The organism is Micromonospora avicenniae (assembly GCF_900156065.1).
Classification (GTDB): Bacteria; Actinomycetota; Actinomycetes; order Mycobacteriales; family Micromonosporaceae; genus Micromonospora; species Micromonospora avicenniae.
On the sequence record NZ_FTNF01000005.1, the window covers coordinates 94,227 to 116,588 of the forward strand.

Consider the following 22,362-nt stretch of genomic DNA (forward strand, 5'->3'; position numbering starts at 1 on the left):
ACTTTCCAAGACTCTCGCGCGCCCAGTCCGGCGTCCACGTCCGGGCACGTGACTTGCGCGACAAACCGGGACAGTTGCCTGGGAGGTTAGAGGGCCAGCCCGAGCACGGCGCGCGCGGGTGCCGTCGGCGCGGGTGGTCCGGCCGGCCGCGACCGGCCGGACCACCCGCCACCGTCAGGCGACCAGCGACCGCAGCGGCACCCCGGCCGCGTGCAGAGCGCGGGTCAGGTCACCCAGGAACGGGTGCTCGTCGGCCTGCCACCCCTGCGGGTTCGGGATCACCAGGTACGCCGAGCCGCCCGACACGGAGATGCGGGCGTCCGCGGTGAACCGCTCGACGATCGACCGGGTCCGCGCGAGGTCCGTGTCCGCCACCTCGATGCTGACCGGTCGCCAGCCGCCGCCCAGGTCCTCCGTCACCGGTGCCCGGGCCGCGGCGGCCCGGGCCGGATCGACCGTCGCCGCGCGCTGCGCGGTGGGCGCGGCGCCCGCCGTGGGGTAGAGCAGCGCGTTGGCCACCAAGTGCAGCCCGCTCTCGTTGTACGCCCGGAACAGCGGGTTGAACGCGAAGAGCACCGAGCGGCCGGCGCCGGTCGGCTCGTCGACCAGGGCCGCCGTGCCGCGCAGCGCGTCGACACCCACCGTGTAGCCGTTCGCCCAGAACGTGTCCCCGCTCGGGTAGCGCAGCACGTTGGTGCCGGTGGTGCTGGCGTTGAGGATGGGGTCACCGTTGTTGAACTCGAAGTCCTCCGCGGGGCGTCCCGCGGCGACCGGGCTGTCGGAGTCGACGTCGACGCGCAGGTGCGAGCCGATCACCTGGTAGCCGGCCGGCTTCGCCTTCTCCGTCGTGGAGGTGAGCCCGGCGGCCCGGGCCAGCCGGGTCCCCTCGTTGCGCAGCCCGATGTACGTGTGCCCCTGCGCGATCCAGTTGCGCAGGTTGGCCTGCCCGGCGGCGGTGAGGCCACCGGTCGAGCTGCTGCCGTCCGGAACGAGCAGCACCGTACGGCCGGTGAACGCCTCGGTGTTGTCATTGATGTCGGCGGTGGTCACCGGCTTCAGGTCCAGTCCCCACCGCTCGCCGAGCACGTACCGGGCCTCCCCGTGCGACCCGGAGGTGGTGGAGATGCCGGTGCCGGCGAAGAGACCGACGTCGGGCAGTTCGACCCGGGTGCCGGTGGCCGGCCCGCCCGGGGTGAGGGTCACTCCGAGCGACTCGGCCAGATCGTCGATCTCCCGGGTCAGGCGGTCGGCCGCGACCCGGACGACGCTGCTCGCACCGTCGCGCAGCAGCGGCACCCCGCGATCGAGCAGGCGGAACGTGAACTCCGCGGCGGCGGCCGAGTCGAGTTGGTAGCCGTACGAGCCCCGGGACGAGGCGTGGCCGGTCTTTCCGCCCGAGATCTGCCGGACCAGCTTGGCCCTGGGCCGGACGTCGTCGCCGGTGTAGAGGGTCGGTACGCCCATCAGTAGCGGGTTGCTCCAGGACGAGACGTCGTAGAAGTAGGGGAACGGCGTGTACGGGTCCTCGCCCATGATCGCCTGGATCCAGTGCTTCTGCGGCTGGTCCATCGGGATCCAGTACGCGCCCTTCGGCACTGTCACGTTCCGGGCGCTGCGACCGCCGAAGATCCGCGCGTCAGGCACCCGGGTCGCCTGCTGCACCTCGTACACCTCGACGTCCATGCGGCGCAGCCGCTCGACCAGCTGCCGTACGTCGGCGAGCTGCCGGTCGGGCAGCAGGAAGTAGGACCGGATCCGTTGGTCCGGGACCGGGAACTGGACCTCGTTGGTCGGCTGGACCACCTCGTTCGGCTCCAGCGTGCCCGCCCGGCCCTGGGCGAGCGCGTCAATCCAGATCCGGAAGTAGCCGGTCAGCACCTCGCGCTTGTTCGCGGCGGCCCAGCCCAGGGTCGACCACTGGGTGTGGAACTGCTGCTGGACCCGGTCGGCGACCGCCGAGGCGCTGCCCTTCTCGAACGTCATGCCGGCGGCTCCGAAGCCGGCCGACGGCACGGTGTCGCCGTAGCCCATGAAGAACAGGTCGTAGCGGGCGTAGTTGAAGTAGCACTCGGTGGTGACGGTCTCGGTGCAGGCGCCGTTGTAGCCGAAGCCCGCCTTGTTGGCCTCGCCGATGCGGTTGATCCAGTCGACCGACTGGCTGGAGATCTCGTGGTGGATCGGATCGGCGTTGGGCGGGAAGAAGTACTGCGAGCCGCCCATCTCGTGGGCGTCGACGAAGACCTGCGGCGGGTAGCGGCGCATCAGCTCCAGCTTGCCGTCGGTCTCCTGCTGGGAACGGGCGAACCAGTCGCGGTTCAGGTCGAAGCCGAACTCGTTCTGCCGCCGGCTCGCGTCCCGGCCGTCCGGGTTCTGCGTGGGCACGATGATCGTGACGAGGTTGTCGTTGCGCGCGGCGACGTCGCAGGACAGGCCGGCGGCCAACTCGTACAACGTCTTGAGCGCCGCGTCGGCGCCGCTCTTCTCGCCGCCGTGCACGTTGCCGGTCACCCAGACGATGGCCGGGGAGTCGGCGGCCGTCCTGTCGGCCTGCCTCCGCGTGGTCCGGCGCGGATCCCGCAGGTCCCGGATGTCATCCGCGATCCTGCGCAGGGCGGCCGGCCGGACGTTGCGCTCGTTCGACACCACGGCGTACGGCAGCGGCTGACCGAGCCCGCTCGTACCGAGTACGCCGGTGACTACCCGGTCGGAGGCGGCGTCCACGGTGTGCAGGTAGGTGCGGATCTCGTCGGTGGTGACGGGCCGCTCCTGGCCGAGGCCGAGCGGGAAGCCGAGCGCCCGCTCGGGGCTGGGCACGCCCGCCAGTCGGGCGGTGGGGTCGGTGCTGCAGTGGGTGGGGGAGGGCGGGCGGGCTCCGGCCGAGGTGCCGCCGAGCAGCGGCACCGTGCCGACCAGGAGAGCGATCGCGGCGGCGCTCGCCAGCCGCCGTACGGGGACGATCCGGAGTGGACGCCTAGACCGGGCCATGCAGTTCCCCTCTCGGGTGGGTCACATTGGCCGGAGCCTATGGCCGCACGTTCGGCTGGGCAAGGAGCGATCAACTCGGGTTCGTTGAAGTCGGGGCATCCACCCGCCTCGGTCACCCCGATTGCGCGGGAAGCCGGAGGTCTCCGGCGATCGCGTGAAGACCACTGCTCCCGAAGCCGAGATCTCTTCACGTCGGTCGGGCTAGATTCTGGAGGTGGACGCCCGAGCCGGCGCTGTCGAGGCACTGAAGACGGATCCCGAGGCCGTCTCGATACGCCGTTCACTCGAGGTCTACTACGGTGATCCGGCGCGCGAGGCGGCCATGGACGCCTTCTACGCGCGCTTCGTCCGGCGCGGCGACCTCGTCTTCGACATCGGCGCACACGTGGGTGACCGGGTGGGCAGCTTCCGCCGCCTCGGCGCCCGGGTGATCGCCGTCGAGCCGCAGCCATCCTGCACGCGGGCGCTGCGCTCCATCTATTCGGGCGACGGCGAGGTGATCGTCGTCGAGGCCGTCTGCGGCGCCGAGGCGGGGCGGGTCTCCTTCAACGTCAACTCCGCCAACCCCACCATCTCCACCGCCTCGCCGCACTTCATCCGGGCCGCCGACGGCGCGGCCGGTTGGGAGGGGGAGCGGTGGGACGCGCGGATCGACGTCGCGTCGAGGACCCTCGACGAGCTGATCGGCGAGTACGGGGTGCCCGCCTTCGTGAAGATCGACGTCGAGGGGTACGAGGACGAGGTGCTCGCCGGGCTGGCTCGCCCGCTGCCCGCGCTCTCCTTCGAGTTCACCACGATCGAGCGTGCGCTCGCGCAGCGGTGCCTGCGCCGGCTCACCGCGCTCGGTTTCCAGGCCTTCAACCTCGCGCTCGGCGACACCATGGCGCTGGCCTGCCCGCAGTGGATGGCAGCGCCGCGGATGGCGGCGTACCTGCGCTCGCTGCCGTACGAGGTCAACTCCGGCGACGTGTACTGCCTGTCCCGGATGCGACATCCCCGCTGACGACACCCCTTGGCATTGCAGGTGCATTGTCAAGAGGGTAGGTTCTTTTGCAATGCAGACGTATTGCAAAAGGAGTGCCTGATGCGCGTGATCGCGTTGTCCGAGCTGACCGGCGCGACGACCGAGCTGGTCGGTGGCAAGGCGGCCGGGCTGGGGGAGCTGATCCGGCTCGGCGAGCGGGTACCGGCGGGCTTCTGCGTCACCACCGAGGCCCAGGAGGCGGGCGTGCTTCCGGAGGCCGAGATCGACGCGGCGTACCGGCAGCTCGGCGGCGGACGGGTGGCGGTGCGCTCCAGCGCCACCGTCGAGGACCTTCCCGACGCCAGCTTCGCCGGAATCCAGGACACGTTCCTGAACGTCACCGGCACCGCCGACCTGCTGTCGGCGATCGAGAAGTGCTGGCACTCGCTGCACACCGACCGCGCCGTGGCCTACCGGGACGCCCACGACATCGACCACGCGACAGTGCGGATGGCGGTCGTCGTGCAACGGATGGTCGACCCGGCGCTCGCCGGAGTGCTCTTCACCGCGAACCCGGTCACCGGCCGCCGGACCGAGATGGTCGTCGAGGCCGCCGCCGGTCCCGGCACCGCCGTCGTGGACGGCACCGGCGACGTCGACCGGTACGTCCTCGACGGGTCACCGCAGCCGGCCCAGGGCCTGCTGACCTCCGTTCAGCTCGACGAACTACGCGCCGCGGGCGATCGGCTCCAGCGACAGCTCGGCGCACCGCAGGACATCGAATGGGCGTACGACCGGCAGGGTGTGCTCTGGCTGCTGCAGGCGCGGCCGATCACCACCCTGTTCCCCCTCCCGCCGGCCACCGACGACCCCGAGCCCCGCGTGTACCTGGAGTTCGGACATGTGCAAGGCATGCTGCGTCCGGTCACCCCGATGGGCATGTCCACGCTGAGGTCGCTGATCGTGGCGATGCTCGCCAGCCTCGGGCTGCGGGTCGAGGTCACCGACATCGGCGGGCGGCTCTACGGCGACCTGACCGACCTGGCCCGGCACCCGTCCGCCCGCAAACGCCTGGTCAAGCTCATGGCAGTGGATTTCGGCCCGCGGGCCCAGTCGGTGATGGAGCGGGTGCTCGCCGACCCCCGCTTCGCGCCGCGACCCGGCCGCAGAGCCAGGCGCGACGGCGGCGGGCCGAGCGCCGGTACGGCGCTGCGGGCGCTGACCGGCGTGGTCAGGGCACTGGCCCGGCCCGAGGCCGCCCGAACCCGGCTGTTCCGCGAGATCCAGCGGCTCGCGGCCGACGCGGACACCACGGCCGAGCCGCGCACCGCCGCCGACCGGCTCCGGTTCGTACGGGAGCACGAGAACACGTCGTCGGGCGCCGACGACATCGTCTGGCCCATCGTCGCGGGCATGCTGGCGGCCACGCTGCCCGCCCACCTCCTAGAGGGCATCGCCGAGCGCGACGAGATCGACCGCGTGCTGGGCGGCATGCCGCACAACGTCACCATCGAGATGGACCTCGCCCTGTGGCGGCTCAGCGAACGGGCCCGGCCCCACCGCGAACTGCTGCTCACCACCGCGCCCGCCGAGCTGGCCGACCGGTACCGACGCGGCACGCTACCCGACATCGGGCTCGCGGCGTTCCTGGACCGGTACGGTCACCGTGCCGTCGCCGAGGTCGACCTCGGGATCCCCCGGTGGGCGGAAGACCCGGCGCCGGTCTTCGCGATGATCGCCAACTATCTGCGGGTCACCGACCCCGAGCAGGCACCCGACCGCCGGTTCGCCCGTGCCGCGGCCACCGCCGAGGCCACCCTCGACCGGCTCGTCGTACGGGCCCGTCGCAGGCGGCCGGTCCGCGGCCGTCTCGCCGGTTTCCTGCTGCGCCGGGCCAGGTCGCTGGCGGGCCTGCGGGAGGCCGGCAAGTTCGGCGGCCTGTACCGGCTGCGCGAGATGCGGCGCCAGCTCCTGCTCATCGGCGCCGAACTGGCGGCCGGCGGCCTGCTGGCGCGGCCCGACGACATCATGTTCCTGAATCTGGACGAGGTCGCGGCGGCTCTGCACCAGGGCACCGATCACCGCTCGACGGTCACCGCCCGCCGAGCGGTACACGAGCGGGAGCTGCGCCGCCGTAGCGTTCCGGTGGCCCTCCTCTCGGACGGCACCGACCTCGAGGCCGCGCTGCCCGCGCCGACCGGAACGGCTGGGGCGCTGCGGGGGGTCGGCGCGGCGGCCGGGGTGGCGACCGGCCCGGCGCGGGTGGTGCGTGACCCGGCCACCGCGCACCTGGAACCCGGCGAGATCCTGGTGGCGCCGACCACCGACCCCGGCTGGACGCCGCTGTTCCTCACCGCCGCCGGGCTGATCACGGAGACCGGCGCCGTCATGGCACACGGTCCCACGGTCGCTCGGGAGTACGGCATCCCCGCCGTCATCTGCGTCCCCGACGCCACCCGGCGGATCCGGACCGGCGACGTCGTGACGGTGGACGCCGCGGCGGGAACGGTGACCGTGCGGTGAGCCGGAACCGCCGGCGGCACGGCACGGGCGACGATCAACGAACCGTCCCCGACGTGACAGCATGAGGCCCATGCCCAAGAAGGTCGACCACCAGGCGCGGCGCACACTCATCGCCGACGCGTTGATGCGGGTGGCTGCCCGGCAGGGGCTGGAGGCCGTCAGCCTGCGCCACGTGGCGGCCGAGGCCGGCGTCTCGTCGGGCATGGTCCAGCACTACTTCCGTACGAAGGACGAGATGATGGCGTTCGCCATGGCCGTCGTGCGGGAGCGCAACCAGGCGCGGGTGACCGAGGCGATCGTCCGGCTGGGCGAGGAGCCGCCACCCCGGCTGCTGCTGCGCACGATGTTCGCCACGATCTTGCCGCTCACCGAGGAGTCCCGCGCCGACGGGCGGGTCGCGTTGGCGTTCCTCGCCTACACCGCCGTACGGCCCGAGGCCGCCGCCAGCCTGCGCGAGGACACCCGGGACCTGACGGACTTCGTGGCGGGTCTCCTGCCCGGGCCGCGGCAGCAGGAGCGGGCCGCGGGCCTGCTGGCGCTGATGGAGGGCCTCGGCGTCTACCTGCTCGGCGGCCACTACACCGCCGAGCAGGCGTTGGCCGTGCTGGACGCGCAACTCGACGTCGTCTTCCCGGCCGGCGTCGGATAGTCCGCCCCGAAGCCCGGACCGGGCCCTCGCGCCCGCCGACTCAGAAGTCCGGCCGGGCGTCGGAGCCGGCGGCGGAGGTGTGCCGCCGAGTCCGGCGCCTGTGCCGCCGGCCGGCCCAGGGGTCAGCGGCTCAACCGCTGGTAGCGCCGGACGGCGAGCGGCGCGAGCACCGCGATCAGCAGCACCGGCCAGCCGACGGCCAGCAGGAGCGCATGCTGTGCGGCCCAGGACTCCCCACCGGTGCCCGGATTGCCGAAGAGCTCGCGGGCCGCCGCGACGGTGGCCGACAGCGGGTTCCAGGCGGCGATCGCGCCCAACCAGTCCGGCAGCAGCTCCGGAGCCACGAACACGTTGGACAGGGCGGTGAGCGGGAAGGCGAACGGGAACACGATCACCGACACCGTGTCCGGGTTCGGCACGAGCAGGCCCAGCAGGATGCCGAGCCAGGTGAACGCCAGCCGCAGCAGCAGGATCAGACCCACGGCGGCCAACGCGTCACCCACCCCGTTGCGCCACCGCCAGCCGACGAGCAGCCCGCAAACCACCAGGACGGTCAACTCCAGCAACGCCCGCAGCAGGTCCGCCCCGGCCCGCCCGGTCAGCAGCGCCGACCGGGCCATCGGCAGCGAACGGAACCGGTCGACCACGCCACGTCCGGTGTCCACGGCGATCTGCGACGCGGTGGCCCCCAGGCCGTACAGCATGGTCATCACGAACACCCCGGGCAGCAGGAACTCCCGATAGCTGCCGTCGCCGGGCACCGCCATGCCGCTGCCGAAGACGTATCCGAAGACGAGCACGAACATGATCGGCAGACTGAAGTAGAGAACGATCTCCTCGGGCGAGCGGATCACGTGCCGCATGTTCCGGCCGGTCATCACCCAACCGTCGACCACCGCCCAGCGCAGCCGGCCGAGCGCGCCCGAGGGAGGGGCCTGCTCGGCGCCGCTCGACGGGCGCCGAACCATCTCGACTGTCGTGCTCACGCCGCCACCTCCGTACGCTCCGAGGCGCCGTGTCCGGTGATGTTCAGGAACGCCTCGTCCAGCGTCGGCCGGCGCAGGACGACGTCCTCCACCGCGATCGAGGCGTCCTGCAACGCGCGCAGCAGGTCCGCGAGCGCGGTGATCCGGTCCGCGACGGGTGCGCTGAGCCGGCGAGTCTCCCGGTCGACGTGGACCTGCCCGCCGGTGACCCGCTCGACGAGACCCGCCGCCGCGGGCAGCTGTCCGGCATGCCGGACGACCAGCTCGATGCGGTCCGCGCCGAAGCGGGTCTTCAGCTCGGCCGGGGTGCCCTCGGCGACCACCCGGCCGGCGTCCACCACCGAGATCCGGTCGGCGAGTTGGTCCGCCTCCTCCAGGTACTGCGTGGTCAGCAGCACCGTGGTGCCGCCGGTGACCAGCGTCCGGATCGCGTCCCAGAGGCCGTTGCGGCTGCGCGGATCCAACCCGGTGGTCGGTTCGTCGAGAAAGAGCACCTCCGGCGTGGTGATCAGGCTGGCGGCGAGGTCGAGCCGGCGGCGCATGCCGCCGGAGTACGTCGCGGCCGAGCGTCCCGCCACGTCGGTGAGCCCGAACTGGTCGAGCAGCTCGTCCGAGCGTTGCCGGACCATCCGCGCGGGCAGGTGCCGGAGCCGGCCGAACAGCACCAGGTTCTGCCGGCCGCTGAGGGTCTCGTCGACCGCCGCGTACTGCCCGGTCAGGCCGATCGCCGCGCGCACCCGCTCGGGCCGCCGGGTCACGTCGTGTCCGGCCACCCGGGCGTGACCGGCGTCGAAGCGGAGCAGGGTCGTCAGCACCCGCAGGGCGGTGGTCTTGCCCGCGCCGTTGGGGCCGAGCAGTCCGCAGACCGTGCCCCGCGGCACCGTCAGGTCGAATCCGTCGAGGGCCGTCGTGCGGCCGTACGTCTTGCGCAGGCCCCGCGCCACGACGGCCGATGTCTCATCAGTCATGGCGGCAGCCTCGCCGACCGCGCTGACCGGCCGCGCACCGCGCGCTGACGGCCGGCGCCGTGCCTCGTCAGGCGCTGTCCAGCAGCGCGAGGGCCCGCTCCCGGCCGAGCGCGGCGCCCCGGGCGAACTCCCGTTCGAACCGGTCGGCGTCGATCCCGGCGCGGGTCGCCCCGGTCACCGCCGCGGCCTGTGCCACGGCCTCGGCGCCCGTGCCGGCCAGTACCGCCGACACGGCGCCGAGCAGCAGCGCGGCCCGGTCGTGCTCGCCGCGCCGCAGCACCGGCCCGATCAGGCCGTCCACCGCGGCGCTCACGGTCGGCGCGTCCCACATGCCCACGGTCGCGCCCAGCACCTCCCGATAGTGGCCGCGCGCCGCCGGCGCGTCTCCCGCCGCGTCCGCGATCCGGCCGAGGGCGACCAGCGCCGCGAGCCGGACGAACTCCGCACCGAACCAGCCGGTCGGGCAGTCCGCCACCGCCCGCTCACAGAGGCGCCTGGCCTCGTCGAGAGCACCGCGCCGGCGGGCGGTCTCGCCGAGCCCGTAGTGGGCCGCCGCGACCACCTCCGGCGCTCCGGCCGGCTGCGCGATGGCCACCACCCGCTGGTAGTCGGCTTCCGCCCCGTCCAGGTCGCCGACCCCGAGCCGCCCGTCCGCCCGGGTCCGCAGCAGCTCCGCCGTGTCGAGCGTGGAGCCGAGTTCGTCGGCCAGCCGCAGGGCCTGCGCCATCGGACCGGTGGCCGCCGCCGGGTCACCGGCCCGGTAGGCGGCCTCGCCGAGGGTGGTGAGCGCCAGGATCATGCCCCACCGTTCGCCGATGGCCCGGAACCCGTCGAACGCGGCCGTCAGCTCCGCCCGGGCCTCGTCGTACCGGCCGTCCAGCAGCCACACCAGGGCGACACCGAGTGACCCGAGCGCCTCGCTCCACGCATCGGTGCCGAGCATGGTGCGTCGCTCCTCCACGGAGAGCAGCACCGACATCCGTTGCTGCGACGGGGGACCGGCGGTCATCCCGGACAGGTAGAGCAGGAACGGGTGCTTCGGGGGGCGTCCCAGGCTCCAGAGGATGTCACCGGCCGTGCCGACGTCCGTCCGGTTCTCACCGCCGGAAACGCCCAGCGCGGCGACCAGCAGGCAGAGTGCGTACTCCTCGGCGAGCCCGGCGGGTGGGCCGTCGAGCCGGTCGACCAGCCGGCCGGCGAGCGCGGCCCCCTCGCCGCGCAGCCCGCGCAGCCACCAGTAGAACGACAGCGCGGCGACCAGCCGCAGCCCGCTCGTGATGTCGCTGCCGTCGATCGACCGGCGCAGCGCGGCGTGCAGGTCGTCGCGGTTCGCGTCCAGCCGGCGCAGCCAGTCGAGCTGTGCGGGGCCGCGCAGGCCCGCGTCACCGGCCCGGGCAAGGTCGAGGAAGTACGCCACGTGCGCCCGCCGCAGCCGCTCCGCCTCGCCCGCCTCGGCCAGCCGTTCGGTGGCGAACGCGCGTACGGTCTCCAGCATCCGGAAGCGGCCGTCGCCCGCCTCGACGAGGGACTTCTCCACCAGGCCGGTCAGCACGTCGAGTGCCTCCGCGCCGAGCGGCGCACAGATCCGCTCGACCGCCGCCAGGTCGGCGTCGCCGGCGAAGACGCTGAGCCGCCGGGCCAGCCGCCGCTCCGGTTCGTCCAGCAGGTCCCAGCTCCAACGCACCACCGCATGCAGGGTCTGGTGCCGGGGCGCGGCGGCCCGGCTGCCCCGGTTCAACAGCCGGAACCGGTCGTCCAGCCGGGCCGCGACCTCCGCGACGGGCAGCGCCCGCAGCCGCGCCGCGGCCAGCTCGATGGCGAGCGGAAGGCCGTCGAGGGTACGGCAGATCCGCAGCACCTCCGTCACGGTGCCGGGGTCGACGCTGAACCCGGGTGCCACGTCGGCGGCGCGGTCGGCGAACAGCCGTACCGCGGCGAACCGGTGTGCCTGCTCGGGTTCGGTCTCGTCCGGCGGTACGGGCAGGCCGAGCACCGGGCAGAGCGCCTCACCGGTCAGTCCGAGCGGCTCCCGGCTGGTGGCCAGCACCCGTACCGACGGGGCCGCGCCGAGCAGCCGAGCGGTGAATCGGGCGGCGTCGTCGACAACGTGCTCGCAGTTGTCGAGCACCAGCAGCAACCGCCGGTCGGCGAGCGCCGCGACGAGCCGGTCGGCGGCGTCGCGCGGTCCGCCCGGTACGCGTAGCGCGGTGTCGCGCAGGTTCAGGGCGGCCAGCACCGCCGGGGCCACCTCCGCCCCCGAAGGCAGCGCGGCGAGTTCGACCAGGCACACGTCGCCTTCGTACCGCCCGGCGGTCTCCACGGCCAGCCGGGTCTTCCCGACGCCGCCCGGACCGTGCAGCGTGACCAGCCGGGCCTCGGCGAGCAGCTTCGCCAGGCGCCGCAGCTCCTCCTCCCGCCCCACGAAGCTGGTCAGCTGGCCGGGCAGGGGCGGTAGCCGCGGCGGCACCGGCGCGGCATCGGCCCGGTCGCGCAGCAGGGTCGTGTGCACGGCCACCAGCTCGGCGGAGGGGTCGGTGCCCAGTTCGTCGGCGAGCAGCCGACGCAGGTCGGCGAAGACGGCGAGCCCTTCGGCCCGGCGGCCGTCGGCGTGCAGCGCGCGCATGAGCTGGCCGTACAGCCGTTCCCGCAGCGGGTGGGCGGCGACCAGTTCCCGCAGCTCGGTCACCAGGGGCCGGACGGCCTCCGGGGCGCCGGCCAGGGCGAGTTCCGCCTCGATACGGTCCTCGGTCGCGGTCAGCCGGCGGTCCCGCAACCGGGCCACGTGGGCGGACGCGAACGGGGCGTCGGTCACGTCCGCGAGCGGCTCGCCGCGCCACAGCGCGAGCGCCTCGCGCAGCTCCCCGGCGGCACGGCCGTGATCGCCCGCGGCGAGCGCGAGCCGACCGGCGTCCACCAGCCGGGTGAACCGGTGCGCGTCGACGTCGTCCGGATCGACCGCGAGCCGGTAGCCGGACGGGTGGAACTCCACCGGATCGACAGGCCCGGCCGACAGCAGGTGACGCAGCCGGGACACCTGGGACTGGAGTGCGTTCGCGGCCCGAGCGGGCGGGTCGGCGCCGTAGAGGCCGTCGATCAGGCGTTCGCGGGGCACCACGCGGCCCGCGTCGAGCAGCAGCAGCGCGAGCAGCGCCCGCAGCCGCGCCCCGCCGATGGTGAGCCGGCGACCGTCGGCCGGGTAGACCTCGGTCGCACCCAGGATGCCGAACCGCACGGGGCCATTGTCCCGTAGGCGTGGTGGGATCCGTGACGGGCGGACCGCGCCGGGCTCGCGGGCCCGGCGGCCGAGCTCGGGGATCGGCCATCTACACCGACTCACGGCCACGTCCGGAATCCGCTGCCACGGCCTCCGCGCCCGGGCGGGTCGGACGACGAGCGGCGGACTGCCCGAGGCGGTGACGGTTGGGCGCGGCGGCACAGGGTAGATGCGGCCGTGGCCGACACCAGCGCCCGCAGGGACGACGGCGAGCCGCGCGCCGCCGCGGCGTACCGCCGGGCCGTGGGCGCGCTGCGCAGCAGGAGCCGGGTGGGCGAACGGCTGCGACGGGTACGCGCCAGCGGCGGGCTGGCGTTGCAGGCCGGTCTGGCCGCGGGCATCTCGTGGTGGGTGGCCGACGGTCTGCTGCACATCCCGCAGCCCCTCTTCGCGCCGATCTCCGCGGTGATCGCCCTGGCCGCGTCGGTCGGTCAGCGGTTGCGCCGTACGGTCGAACTGATCGTCGGAGTGGCTGTCGGCGTGCTCATCGGCGACGCGCTGATCTACCTGGTCGGGACGGGGGCGTGGCAGCTCGGGCTGATCGTGGTGCTGTCCATCGTCGCGGCGGTGCTGCTCGGCGGCAGCCCGGCGGTCATGGTGCAGTCCGCCGCCACGGCGGTCCTGATCGGCACGCTGAGCCCGGTGGTGGAGAACCTGGAGTTCCCGCGTTTCGTGGCCGCTCTCGTCGGCGGCGCGGTGTCGTTGGCGGTGACCGCGGTCCTGCTGCCACTGCACCCGCTGCGGCTGATCAATCGAGCGGCCGCGCCGGCGCTCTGCCTCCTCGCCGATCAGCTCGACGTCACCGCGGAAGCGCTGCGGCGGCGCGACGGGCCGGCCGCGCAGGCCGCGCTCGACCGCCTCCGGGACAACAAGCAGGAGGTCGCGGCGCTCACCGAGGCGGCGCAGGCCGCGCGGGAGACGAGCACCCTCTCCCCGGTGCGCTGGGAGAGCCGGCAGGGCCCGGTGGCCCGGTACGCACGGGCGGCGGAGCCGATCGACCGGGCCATGCGCAACAGCGGGACGCTGATCCGCCGCACGGTGACCCTGATCGAGGACGCCGAGCCGATCCCGGACACCCTCCCGGACGCGGTTTCCGCGCTGGCGGAGGCGACGCGGCTGCTCCGCCGGGAGTTCGCCACCGGCCACGAACCCGACAAGGCGCGGAGAACGGCGTTGCGTGCCGTGACCGGAGCGGGTGCGGCCTACCGAGCCGGGGTGGGCTTCTCGGGTTCGGTGGTGGTCGCCCAGGTCAGGACCACCACCAGCGACCTCTTCGTGGCCACCGGCGTGGAGCAGGAGGAGGCGAACCGCTTGGTACGGGGCGCCTTCGGACCGCTGGCGACCGACCGGAGCGGCTCCGGCGACTGACCGGCCGCCGCCATCCCGGCACGGTACCCGGCTGCCACGATCCCCGCCGGCCGACGCAGGCCTCGTCGACGGTCAGCTGAACCGTTCGGTCGTCACCGGAATGAGCCCGGCCAGGCGCACGGTGGCGGTCAGCTCGTGCAGGACCGGCCCGACGGCGTCGTCGGCGGCACGGGCGAGCTCCACGGTCAGGTCGACCGCCCAGGCGACGCCCCCGCCGACCCGGCGCATCGTCCAGCTGAACCGGTCGTCGCCGAAGCTGCCGTGGCCGGCGGGCATGCCGTCGCCGCTGGGGTCACCGCCGGGCCGCCAGCGGGCGGCGAGCCCCGCCATCCGGTCCGCGGGCAGCTCGCCGGCGAACAGGACGCGGTACACCCGCCGATCGTGGCAGCCGTCCGGTGGCCGTGTGTCGCCCAGCCGCAGCGGTGCCGCGGCCGGGAACACCTGACGGTCGTGAAGGTGGCTGCGCAGCACCCTCTCGTCGGGCAGCGGCCCGCCGCCCAGCCGCCGGTGGGTGCGATCGGCGGCATCCCGCGCGACCGGTCGGACCCGGGCGCGTACCTCCGGCGCGACGCGCATGGCCTGGCTGAACGACGCGGAACTCCGCCAGCCGGCCGCCGGCGTCCAGAGCGCGCCGCCCAGCCCGACCGTCCACCAGTCGGGCGCGCGGAGGAACTCCTCGACGACCACCGCCTCGGCCCGCTCAGCGGGCCCGTCCGGCCGGTCGAGGAGCAGGTAGTAGTCCAGTGGCAGCGCTCCGGGTGACACCCGCGTTTCGATGGTCACTCCGGCACCTCCGGCAGCCACGGCCCGCCCGACCCGGGCACGGTACCGCGAGCCCGACCCGGCCGGTGGTCAGCGCGCCGCCGAGGGCGGTACGGGAAGGACCGCACCCTCCGCGGAGGAACGGTGCGCCAGTTCGATAAGCGAGACCGTGTCGACAGAGTCCCGCGCGTCCACCGGCATCGGCCCGCCGTCGCGCAGCGCGGTCACCACCTGCTCGTAGAAGCTCTGGTAGCGGCCCGGCTCGGTCGGCATCGGCCGCAGGTCACCCTCGACACCGAACTGGCCGTAGCGCTCGGGAGCCACCTCGCCCCAGCCGCTGTCGCCCGGGCGGCCGCCGTCGCGCAGCGCGTCCTCCTGCGGGTCCAGCCCGTACGTGGTGTAGCCCGCGCGGTCACCGAGGACGCGGAACCGCGGGCCGAGCTGCGGGGCGGCGGCGCTCATCCACAGGTGGGAGCGGACCCCGCCGGCGTGGGTCAGGGCCACGAACGCGTCGTCGTCGACCTGCGCGCCGGCGCGCCGGCGATCCACCTCGGCGTAGACGTGGGAGACGGGCCCGAAGAGCTGCACCGCCTGGTCGATGAGGTGGGCGCCCAGGTCGTAGAGGGCGCCGCCGGCCTCGTCCGGAGCGGCGTTCTCCCGCCAGCCCGGCTTGATCGTCGGCCGCCAACGCTCGAACCGCGACTCGAAGCGGGTGACCCGTCCCAGCTCGCCCTGCTCGACGAGGCGGCGGACGGTCAGGAAGTCTCCGTCCCAGCGGCGGTTCTGGAAGACGGTCAGCGGTACGCCTCGCCGGGTCGCCTCGTCCACCAGTTCCCGGCCCTCGGTGGCGGTGGCGGCGAGCGGCTTGTCGACCACCACCGCCAGACCGGCGGCCAACGCCGCCCGGGCCATCGCGACGTGCTGCCGGTTCGGGGTGGCCACCACGACCAGGTCCAGCGCCTCGGGCGAGCGCCACAGCAGCTCCGCGTCGTCGACCAGGCGGGCGTCGGGGTGATCCTGCCGGACCTGCTGCCGCCGCTGCGGGTCCCGGGTCACGACGGCGTGCAGCCGCAGTCCCGGGGTCGCGGCGATCAGCGGGGCGTGGAACACCCGGCCCGCGAGGCCGTAACCCAGCAACGCCACCCGCAACGGTGCCTGCGCCGAACCCGTCATGCCATCCTCCGCAGCCCAGGCCACGTCCTGGTGACGTCGGCCCGGCGGCACAGAATCTACGCTGGCGGCGGGACGTCAGCCGCATGACGACGATCACCCCGCGCGGACCGTCCGAACTGTCACAGCCGCTCGTACTGGCGGCGCAGCAGGGTTGCGGCGGTGGCGGCCTGGTCCAATCCGCCGCCGCTAGCGGTGACGAGCACGACGATGTCGTCGTGCCGCGCGACCACGCGCACCTCAGGCAGGACCGCCGTGTCGCCCGTCGGGCCGATGTAGGCCGCCGCACCGGGTACGGACGGGAGCTGCACCTCCCAGTTGGAGTTGCTCCTGCGCCTGAGCCGCTCCATGTTCGCGTAGGTCGTCTGAAAATCCTCGGCCAGTTGCGGGGTGCCGAACTCAAGCAGGACGACCATCATCGAGGCGGACTTCGGTGCCGTCCAGGCTCTGCCGGCCGTGTGCCGGACGCCGGCCAGTTGAGCGAGGACAGGCATCGCGGCGGGCTCGTCCAACGTCATGATCCGGCTGGAGTCGAACTTGTCGTTCCGGACCGGGGCGAGGTCGGGCGTCGCGTAGTCCGGTGCCGTGACCAGCAGCGCGCCGAGCCCACTGGAGTCGTCGCCGGTTCCGGCCGCGTCGACGGTGCCGCGCTCCGCCCGTTCGGAGGCACTGCCGTCGCCGGACCGGTCCGGCCGAGGCCAGGCCAGCACGGTGGCGACGAGCACCACCGCGACCACCCCGAGCGCGGCGGCGCCCACCAGCCACGGTCGCCGCCGCGAGGTGGAGCGCGGCCGAGCCCAGTCGGACGAGGTCACGAACGGTGGGACCGGTTCGCCGTCGTGGCCGCCGGTCGCACCGGCCGTGGCCGGACCACTCGCCGCCGGTTCCGGCCCGGCCGGAGGCTCGGCTTCCGGAGCGCGGCTCTCGTCGGGCGGGGCGGTGGTGGTCGCGGTCCCGGTCGGGTGCGGCCTCGGCAGTGCCGACAGGGCCGCCCGGGACAGCAGGCCCAGGGCGCTCAGCGCGAGCCAGGTGCCGGCGAGATACGTGCTGTCCGGTCGGTCGGCCCGGGGAAACCCGCTGGCGTCCACCGCGGCCCCGCTCGGCAGGAAGGTCAGCGCCACTACCGCCAGCGTCGACAACTTGGCCGCGATCCGCAGGGCGTCGCGCCACTGCGGCCGTACCCAGGCCAGGACGAGGACCGACAACAGGGCGAGCCACCCCAGGTAGAGCGCGACCTCGGAACCCGTCAGGTCGGTCAGGGCGTACGTCCGTACCTCGCCGGACGGGGCGAGCCCGCGCAGCCGCTCATGGAGGTCCTGCCCGGGCCGCACCGCGATCCAGGGCAGGGTGTGCGCGTAGCCGAAGGTGGCCAGCCCGGCCAACGCCAGGATCGCCGACCATACGTGTTGCGAGGTGAACCGCCCTGATGGGCCGGCCTCGGGCCGGTTGTTGATCTCCACAAAAGTGGATCATCGCAGCCGCGTCCGGGTTCCGTCGTCCGGATTTCCCGCCGTCGTGTCAATGTACTGTTGACAGATGGTCGACGAGATGGGCCGGCTGGGCGAGCTACGGGCCGCCCGGCTGCGCCTCGACGAGGAGGAGCTGGATCTCATCGACCGGGTCCGGCACGCCGGCGCGACCTGGGCGCAGATCGCCTCGGCGCTGGGCCTGACCAGCCGCCAAGCGGCCGAGCAACGCCGGCAACGGCTGGCCGCGGCCCGCCGGGCCCGGCGGCGGGAGCTGGACCGGGGCTGGTCGCCCCGGCTCGTGGCGCTGCGCGCGATCGTGACGGACCTTCAGCAATGGATCGACGCCGACCGGCGGTGGAACGGCCGGTTTCCGGGCGCGACGCTCGTCCGGGACACGCTGGCGGTGGCCCACGACGCCGACCCGGGTGCGCTGCACACCCTGGCCCGGCACATCGCCGACGACCTCACCCGAGCGGGGCGGACGCACCTGCCGGCGCCGGTCCAGGCGGTCGCCGCCCGGCTGGACGCCGCGCTGTCAACAATTGGTTGACGCTTTCGGTCGGTATTGATCCTGTCCGACTCACCTTCGAGGATCTGAGCCATCCCGGCTCAACCCTTGGAGGGGCTGTGCGACGTAACGCCGCGCTGTTCGTGGTGATATCCGTGCTGTCCGGCCTGGGCGGCAGCGCCATGAACCTGGTGACCGGCATCTGGATCCTCGATCTCACCGGGTCGGCCGGCCTCGCGGCCCTCGCCGGGCTCTGCCTCTACGGCCCCCAGCTCGCCGGTCCTTGGCTGGGCGGTGTGCTCGACCGGCTGCCGCGACGCCCGCTGCTCATCGCGACCGATCTGGCCCTGGCCGCATCCGTACTGACCCTGCTGGCGGTGCACGGGCCGGACCGGGCCTGGCTGCTCTTCGCCGTGTCGGCCGGCTACGGGATCAGCTACCTGCTGATCGAGGCGGGGGAGACCGCGCTGCTGCCCGCCATGTTGTCGCCGGCCGAACTCGCCGACGTCAACGGCTGGCGCTCCAGCGCCGGGGAGGGCATGAAACTGATCTCTCCGGCGCTGGGCACGGGCCTGTACGCATGGCACGGCGGGCAGGCCGTCGCCGTGTTCTGCGCCGTGGCGCCCGTGCTGGTGGCCGTCCTGTACGCCGCCCTGCGGCCGACCCACGCTCCGGCCGTCGCGCCACCCGAACGGCGCGGTGGGGTGCGTGCCGGCTTTCGTGTCCTGGTCGGGCAACGGGCGACCCGGGTGACCGTCGGGCTCGCCGCCGTCTCGATCGCCATGTCCGGCTTCGCCGCCGCGGCGAACTACTCGGTGGTCACCGAAGACCTGAACCTGCCGAGCACGTTCCTCGGCGTGCTGCTCAGCGCACAGGGCGCCGGATCGGTCGCCGGGGGACTGGTCGTCGGGCGGCTCCTGTCCCGGTACGGCACGGTACGGGTGGCGACGGTCGGTGCGCTGTTGTTCGCCGCCGCCTGCCTCGGCCGGTGCCTGCCCTGGCCGTCGGCCGTCGTCGTGGCGGCGGTGGTCGGCGGTGTCGGTCTGCCGTGGACACTGGTCGCGGCGATCACCGCGGTGCAGACGAACACGCCGCAGGCGCTGCTCGGCCGGGTGTCCGCCACCGCCAACAGCGCCATGTTCGGGCCCATCGTGCTGGCCACGCCGCTGGGATCCGCCGCCGTCGGCCTGGGCGGTCGCCCGTCGTTCGTCGTGGCCGCCGCGGTCTGCCTGCTCGCCGTGGCCGCCGCGGTACGCCGATCCGCGCGGAGCTGGGCCGACCCCGCCGGAGCCCCCGACGCCGCACGGTGGAAGAGGGAGCCGGCCGAGCGCGGTCACCACCGTGACGGGTACGTCGAAGCCCGGATCGGTGATCGTGCCCGTGGCGACGGGCGCACGGTCACGGCCGATCCACCGTCCCTGGGTGAACGCGGATCGTGGCGGACGTGACGCCGGTGGTGCGTTCCGCCGATCGGCGCCAGTGGGCGTGGTGTCATGGGCGCGTGGAACTGCGGGAGATGCGTGCGTTCGTGGCGGTGGTGGAGGAGGGCAGCCTCTCCGGTGCGGCCCGTCGGTTGCACGTGAGTCAACCGGCGCTGTCGCAGCAGATGAACGGCCTCGAGCGGCAGCTCGGCGTGCAACTGCTCGTCCGCAGCAGCACCGGGGTCCAGGCCACCGAAGCGGGCGCGACGCTGCTCACCGAGGCCCGCGCCGTGCTCGCCCGGTACGACCAGGCGATCGCGGCCGTCACCCGGCACACCGGGCCGGGTGAGGCCCGGCTACGGCTCGGTATCCCGCTGGAGATCCCCGCCGATCTGCTGTCCGGCCCGCTCGCCGCCCTGACCGACGCGTATCCGGCCACCCGGGTCCAGGCCCTGCACATGTCGACGGCGGACCAACTCGCCGCGCTCCGCGCCGGGGATCTCGACGTCGGCCTGCTGCGGGAGCACCCGGTCGGCCCCGACCTGGATGCCGTGCTGGTCGTCGAGGAACGCCTGGGAGTGCTGCTCGCCGCCGGCCAGGCGGCGAAACTCGTCGGCCCCGACGGGATCAGGCTGAACGCCCTCGCCGGGCTGGCCTGGGTCGGCTTTCCCCGCTCCGGAAGCCCGGTCTGGTACGACGAGATCACCGCCATCCTGCGCAGCCACGGTCTCGACCCGGGCCTCACTCCGCCCGAGGGTCAGGGGCTCATCGCGCCGGTGAAGCTCGCCGCGGTGACCGCCGGTGGGGCGTTCGCGTTGGCGCCGCCGAACTGGCAGCAACCGATCCCGGAGTCGCTGGCCTGGGCGCCCCTGGCCGGGCATCCGCTCGTAAGGCGGACCTGGGCGGCCTGGCCGGCCAGTTCCCGCCGGCGGGACCTCGGTCACCTGATCGCCGCGCTGGAGTATCAGGGACCGGAGTAGCCGCCGGGGCCGCTTATGGCGGCCATAAGCGGCTCCACCAGCGCGGTGGGAAAGCTGTGAGCGCCCTGCGCCTTTACATCCACGGGTCGGGACATCCCTGACCGAAGTTTCACGAGATGTGGGTGGAAAAGACGATGGAACTGCAGGGACATGTGGCTCTGGTGACCGGTGGCACCAGCGGCATCGGCCGGGCAACCGCCCTCGCCCTCGCCGAGCGGGGTGCCCACGTGCTGGTCTCGGGCCGGGACGAGAGCCGCGGCCAGGCGGTGGTCGGGGAGATCCGGGCGGCCGGTGGCCACGCCGACTTCCTGGTCGCCGACCTGGGTGACGAAGCGTCGGCTCGGTCGCTGGCCGCTCGGGCGCGGGAGGTGGCCGGTCAGGTGGACATCCTGGTCAACAACGCCGGGATCTACCCGTACGGCTCCACCGCGCAGACCAGCGGGACGACCTTCGACGCGGTGTACTCGCTCAACGTGAAGGTGCCGTACTTCCTGGTCGCCGAGCTCGCCCCGGAAATGGCAAAGCGGGGTCACGGCGCGATCGTCAACGTGACGACGATGGTCGCCGAGTTCGGCGACCCGGGCTTCGGCCTGTACGGGTCGAGCAAGGCGGCGCTCGTGCTGCTCACCAAGTCGTGGGCCGCCGAGTACGGCTCGCACGGCGTCCGGGTCAACGCGGTCAGCCCTGGCCCGACCCTCACCAGCGGCACCGCCCCGATGGGTGACGCTCTCGACCAGCAGGCGGCCCAGGCCCCGGCCGGCCGGCCCGGCTCGGCGGAGGAGATCGCCGAGGCGATCGCCTACCTGACCAGCGACCGGGCGAGCTTCGTGCACGGCGCGGTGCTGCCGGTGGACGGCGGCCGGATCGCCGTCTGACCCTGATCACCCGTGTCGCGGCGGCCCGCTCCACACCCACGGTGGGGCGGGCCGCCGCCTCTTGTCCGGGCGTCCCCGGCGGGACGGATACTTGCACCTCCCCCGAGGGGAGGCGCGAGGGTGGACGACATGAACGGCGACACGCGGTACTCGATCGGTGAGCTGGCCCGGCGTACCGGATTGACGGTCAAGACCATCCGGTTCTACGCCGACCGCGGCATCGTGCCGCCGAGCGGACGTAGCCCGGCCGGTCATCGACGGTACGGGGTGCGGGCGCTCGCCCGGCTGGAGATGGTGCGAACGCTGCGCGGGCTCGGACTCGACCTTCCGACGATCGCCCGGATCGTCGATCGCGAAATCCCGCTCGCCGAGGTCGCCGCGGCGCACGCCGACGCCCTCGCCGTCCAGATCCGGTTGCTGCGGCTGCGCCGAGCGGTGCTCGCGATGGTCGCCAGGCGCGAATCCACGACCGAGGGGATGGAACTGATGCACAAGCTGGCCACGCTCACCAAGGAGGAGCGCGAGCGCCTGGTGGGCGACTTCCTCGACGCCGTGTTCGGCGGGGTGGACGCCGACCCGGCCTTCGCCGGTCCGCGCCGTTCGTTGACCCCGCAGCTGCCGGACGAGCCGGAGGACGAACAGGTCGAGGCGTGGATCGAGCTGGCCGAACTCGCCCAGGACCAGGACTTCTGTGCCGGGATGCGGCGCCTGGCGGAACAGTACGCGGCAGACCGCGCCGACGGCGCGGCCATCGTGGCGCGCCCGGACGCGGTGGCGATCGTTCGTGCCGAGGCGGGACCGGCTCTGGCGGCGGCGGTAGACCCGGACTCGCCCCGGGCGGACGCCGTGGTCGCGGCGATGACGGGGCGGTACGCGCGGCTGTGCGCTCGCCCCGACGACCTGGCGTCGCGGCGTCGGCTGCTGGCCCGGCTCGAGGCGGCGAGCGACCCGGACCGCGAGCGGTACCTGCGGCTGCTCTCGGTGGTCAACGGCTGGCCGGCGACCGACAGCCTGGCGCCGGTGCTCGACTGGTCGATCCGGGCGCTGCGGTCCCGCGGCGTGTGAGGGTGACTCCGGCCGCTCGGCCGTCGGCTGGGCGTCACACGCCGAGGCCGCCAACGACGGTCATCTCCTGGCTCGCGAACTCGCCGGTGAGCAGGGGCATGGCCCGGGCGATGGCGGCCTTCGTCTCGGGCAGTTGGAGGGACCGGTCGTGGTGCTCCTTCGAGTCCCAGATCTCGCTGACCCGGATCAGGTCGGGGTCGTCCTCCGCCACCCCCACCGCGTAGAGCCGGCAACCGGCCGCGCGCAGGCCGTCGACGCCCTCCAGCAGGATCGCCACCACCTCGTCGCGGTGCCCCGGGCCGGTCCTCATCGAGTTGAAGTAGCCGTATGCCATTGCACGCCCCCACGTCGAGCCGATGCCTCCGCGGGCAATCCTGCCCGGCCGGTACGACATG

General features: G+C 73.8%; 17 protein-coding genes. 9 read left to right on the forward strand and 8 right to left on the reverse strand.

The features are described 5' to 3' along the window. Positions 1–174 precede the first annotated feature (174 nt). On the reverse strand, positions 175–2,985 hold the full coding sequence (locus BXA10_RS10195; protein WP_076470049.1) for a M14 family zinc carboxypeptidase: 2,811 nt from the start codon (positions 2,983–2,985) through the stop codon (positions 175–177). A 214-nt stretch (positions 2,986–3,199) separates the two neighbouring features. On the opposite strand from BXA10_RS10195, the gene BXA10_RS10200 reads away from it, so the two are divergent. From BXA10_RS10200 to BXA10_RS10210, 3 genes are all read left to right on the forward strand, one after another. Beyond that, complete coding sequence (locus BXA10_RS10200; protein WP_076470050.1) at positions 3,200–3,988, forward strand: FkbM family methyltransferase; 789 nt, start codon at positions 3,200–3,202, stop codon at positions 3,986–3,988. A gap of 81 nt (positions 3,989–4,069) precedes the next feature. Further along, positions 4,070–6,472, forward strand: a complete 2,403-nt coding sequence (locus BXA10_RS10205; RefSeq protein ID WP_076470051.1) for a PEP/pyruvate-binding domain-containing protein — start codon at positions 4,070–4,072, stop codon at positions 6,470–6,472. A gap of 70 nt (positions 6,473–6,542) precedes the next feature. Continuing rightward, the gene (locus tag BXA10_RS10210; protein WP_076470052.1) at positions 6,543–7,121 is read left to right on the forward strand and encodes a TetR/AcrR family transcriptional regulator; all 579 of its coding nucleotides are present in this window, start codon (positions 6,543–6,545) and stop codon (positions 7,119–7,121) included. A 122-nt stretch (positions 7,122–7,243) separates the two neighbouring features. On the opposite strand, the gene BXA10_RS10215 is transcribed toward BXA10_RS10210, so the two are convergent. The 3 genes from BXA10_RS10215 to BXA10_RS10225 all read right to left on the reverse strand — a co-directional run bounded on the left by BXA10_RS10215 (position 7,244) and on the right by BXA10_RS10225 (position 12,307). Beyond that, complete coding sequence (locus BXA10_RS10215; RefSeq protein ID WP_084752595.1) at positions 7,244–7,999, reverse strand: ABC transporter permease; 756 nt, start codon at positions 7,997–7,999, stop codon at positions 7,244–7,246. Positions 8,000–8,103: 104 nt separating this feature from the next. Then, the gene (locus tag BXA10_RS10220) at positions 8,104–9,075 is read right to left on the reverse strand and encodes an ATP-binding cassette domain-containing protein (protein ID WP_076470053.1); all 972 of its coding nucleotides are present in this window, start codon (positions 9,073–9,075) and stop codon (positions 8,104–8,106) included. A 67-nt stretch (positions 9,076–9,142) separates the two neighbouring features. Next, on the reverse strand, positions 9,143–12,307 hold the full coding sequence (locus tag BXA10_RS10225; protein WP_076470054.1) for an AfsR/SARP family transcriptional regulator: 3,165 nt from the start codon (positions 12,305–12,307) through the stop codon (positions 9,143–9,145). A 285-nt stretch (positions 12,308–12,592) separates the two neighbouring features. Here BXA10_RS10225 and BXA10_RS10230 point away from each other — a divergent pair, with 285 nt between their 5' ends. Further along, positions 12,593–13,717: an FUSC family protein gene (locus BXA10_RS10230; protein ID WP_245828214.1), complete on the forward strand. Its 1,125-nt coding sequence runs from the start codon at positions 12,593–12,595 to the stop codon at positions 13,715–13,717. 72 nt (positions 13,718–13,789) lie between these two features. Here BXA10_RS10230 and BXA10_RS30810 read toward each other — a convergent pair whose 3' ends face one another. The 3 genes from BXA10_RS30810 to BXA10_RS10245 form a co-directional block, all read right to left on the reverse strand. Further along, a complete protein-coding gene (locus BXA10_RS30810) occupies positions 13,790–14,500 on the reverse strand; it encodes a hypothetical protein (RefSeq protein WP_139337951.1) in 711 nt (236 codons plus the stop codon). A gap of 69 nt (positions 14,501–14,569) precedes the next feature. Continuing rightward, a complete protein-coding gene (locus tag BXA10_RS10240; RefSeq protein WP_076470056.1) occupies positions 14,570–15,652 on the reverse strand; it encodes a Gfo/Idh/MocA family oxidoreductase in 1,083 nt (360 codons plus the stop codon). 119 nt (positions 15,653–15,771) lie between these two features. Further along, complete coding sequence (locus tag BXA10_RS10245) at positions 15,772–17,109, reverse strand: hypothetical protein (protein ID WP_076470057.1); 1,338 nt, start codon at positions 17,107–17,109, stop codon at positions 15,772–15,774. A 76-nt stretch (positions 17,110–17,185) separates the two neighbouring features. Here BXA10_RS10245 and BXA10_RS10250 point away from each other — a divergent pair, with 76 nt between their 5' ends. From BXA10_RS10250 to BXA10_RS10270, 5 genes are all read left to right on the forward strand, one after another. After that, a complete protein-coding gene (locus BXA10_RS10250; RefSeq protein ID WP_076470058.1) occupies positions 17,186–17,668 on the forward strand; it encodes a hypothetical protein in 483 nt (160 codons plus the stop codon). Positions 17,669–17,745: 77 nt separating this feature from the next. Then, positions 17,746–19,074, forward strand: coding sequence for an MFS transporter (locus BXA10_RS10255; RefSeq protein ID WP_076470059.1), 1,329 nt, complete (start codon positions 17,746–17,748; stop codon positions 19,072–19,074). Positions 19,075–19,127: 53 nt separating this feature from the next. Then, positions 19,128–20,027 carry a LysR family transcriptional regulator gene (locus tag BXA10_RS10260; RefSeq protein WP_076470060.1) on the forward strand — a complete coding sequence of 300 codons (900 nt, stop codon included), beginning with the start codon at positions 19,128–19,130 and terminating at the stop codon, positions 20,025–20,027. A gap of 134 nt (positions 20,028–20,161) precedes the next feature. Beyond that, positions 20,162–20,902 (forward strand): SDR family NAD(P)-dependent oxidoreductase, encoded by a 741-nt coding sequence (locus tag BXA10_RS10265; protein ID WP_076470267.1) that lies wholly within the window; start codon positions 20,162–20,164, stop codon positions 20,900–20,902. A 129-nt stretch (positions 20,903–21,031) separates the two neighbouring features. Further along, positions 21,032–21,967, forward strand: a complete 936-nt coding sequence (locus tag BXA10_RS10270) for a MerR family transcriptional regulator (protein WP_076470268.1) — start codon at positions 21,032–21,034, stop codon at positions 21,965–21,967. Between the two features lie 34 nt (positions 21,968–22,001). On the opposite strand, the gene BXA10_RS10275 is transcribed toward BXA10_RS10270, so the two are convergent. Continuing rightward, positions 22,002–22,301 carry a putative quinol monooxygenase gene (locus tag BXA10_RS10275; protein WP_076470061.1) on the reverse strand — a complete coding sequence of 100 codons (300 nt, stop codon included), beginning with the start codon at positions 22,299–22,301 and terminating at the stop codon, positions 22,002–22,004. Positions 22,302–22,362: the final 61 nt, after the last annotated feature.

Bases quoted from the DNA above. Each gene is read 5' to 3' on its own strand.
- BXA10_RS10195 (WP_076470049.1), bottom strand. From the start codon at position 2,985: ATGGCCCGGTCTAGGCGTCCACTCCGGATCGTCCCCGTACGGCGGCTG.
- BXA10_RS10205 (WP_076470051.1), top strand. From the start codon at position 4,070: ATGCGCGTGATCGCGTTGTCCGAGCTGACCGGCGCGACGACCGAGCTG.
- BXA10_RS10210 (WP_076470052.1), top strand. From the start codon at position 6,543: ATGCCCAAGAAGGTCGACCACCAGGCGCGGCGCACACTCATCGCCGAC.
- BXA10_RS10215 (WP_084752595.1), bottom strand. From the start codon at position 7,999: ATGACCGGCCGGAACATGCGGCACGTGATCCGCTCGCCCGAGGAGATC.
- BXA10_RS10220 (WP_076470053.1), bottom strand. From the start codon at position 9,075: ATGACTGATGAGACATCGGCCGTCGTGGCGCGGGGCCTGCGCAAGACG.
- BXA10_RS10240 (WP_076470056.1), bottom strand. From the start codon at position 15,652: ATGACGGGTTCGGCGCAGGCACCGTTGCGGGTGGCGTTGCTGGGTTAC.
- BXA10_RS10250 (WP_076470058.1), top strand. From the start codon at position 17,186: ATGGTCGACGAGATGGGCCGGCTGGGCGAGCTACGGGCCGCCCGGCTG.
- BXA10_RS10265 (WP_076470267.1), top strand. From the start codon at position 20,162: ATGGAACTGCAGGGACATGTGGCTCTGGTGACCGGTGGCACCAGCGGC.
- BXA10_RS10270 (WP_076470268.1), top strand. From the start codon at position 21,032: ATGAACGGCGACACGCGGTACTCGATCGGTGAGCTGGCCCGGCGTACC.
- BXA10_RS10275 (WP_076470061.1), bottom strand. From the start codon at position 22,301: ATGGCATACGGCTACTTCAACTCGATGAGGACCGGCCCGGGGCACCGC.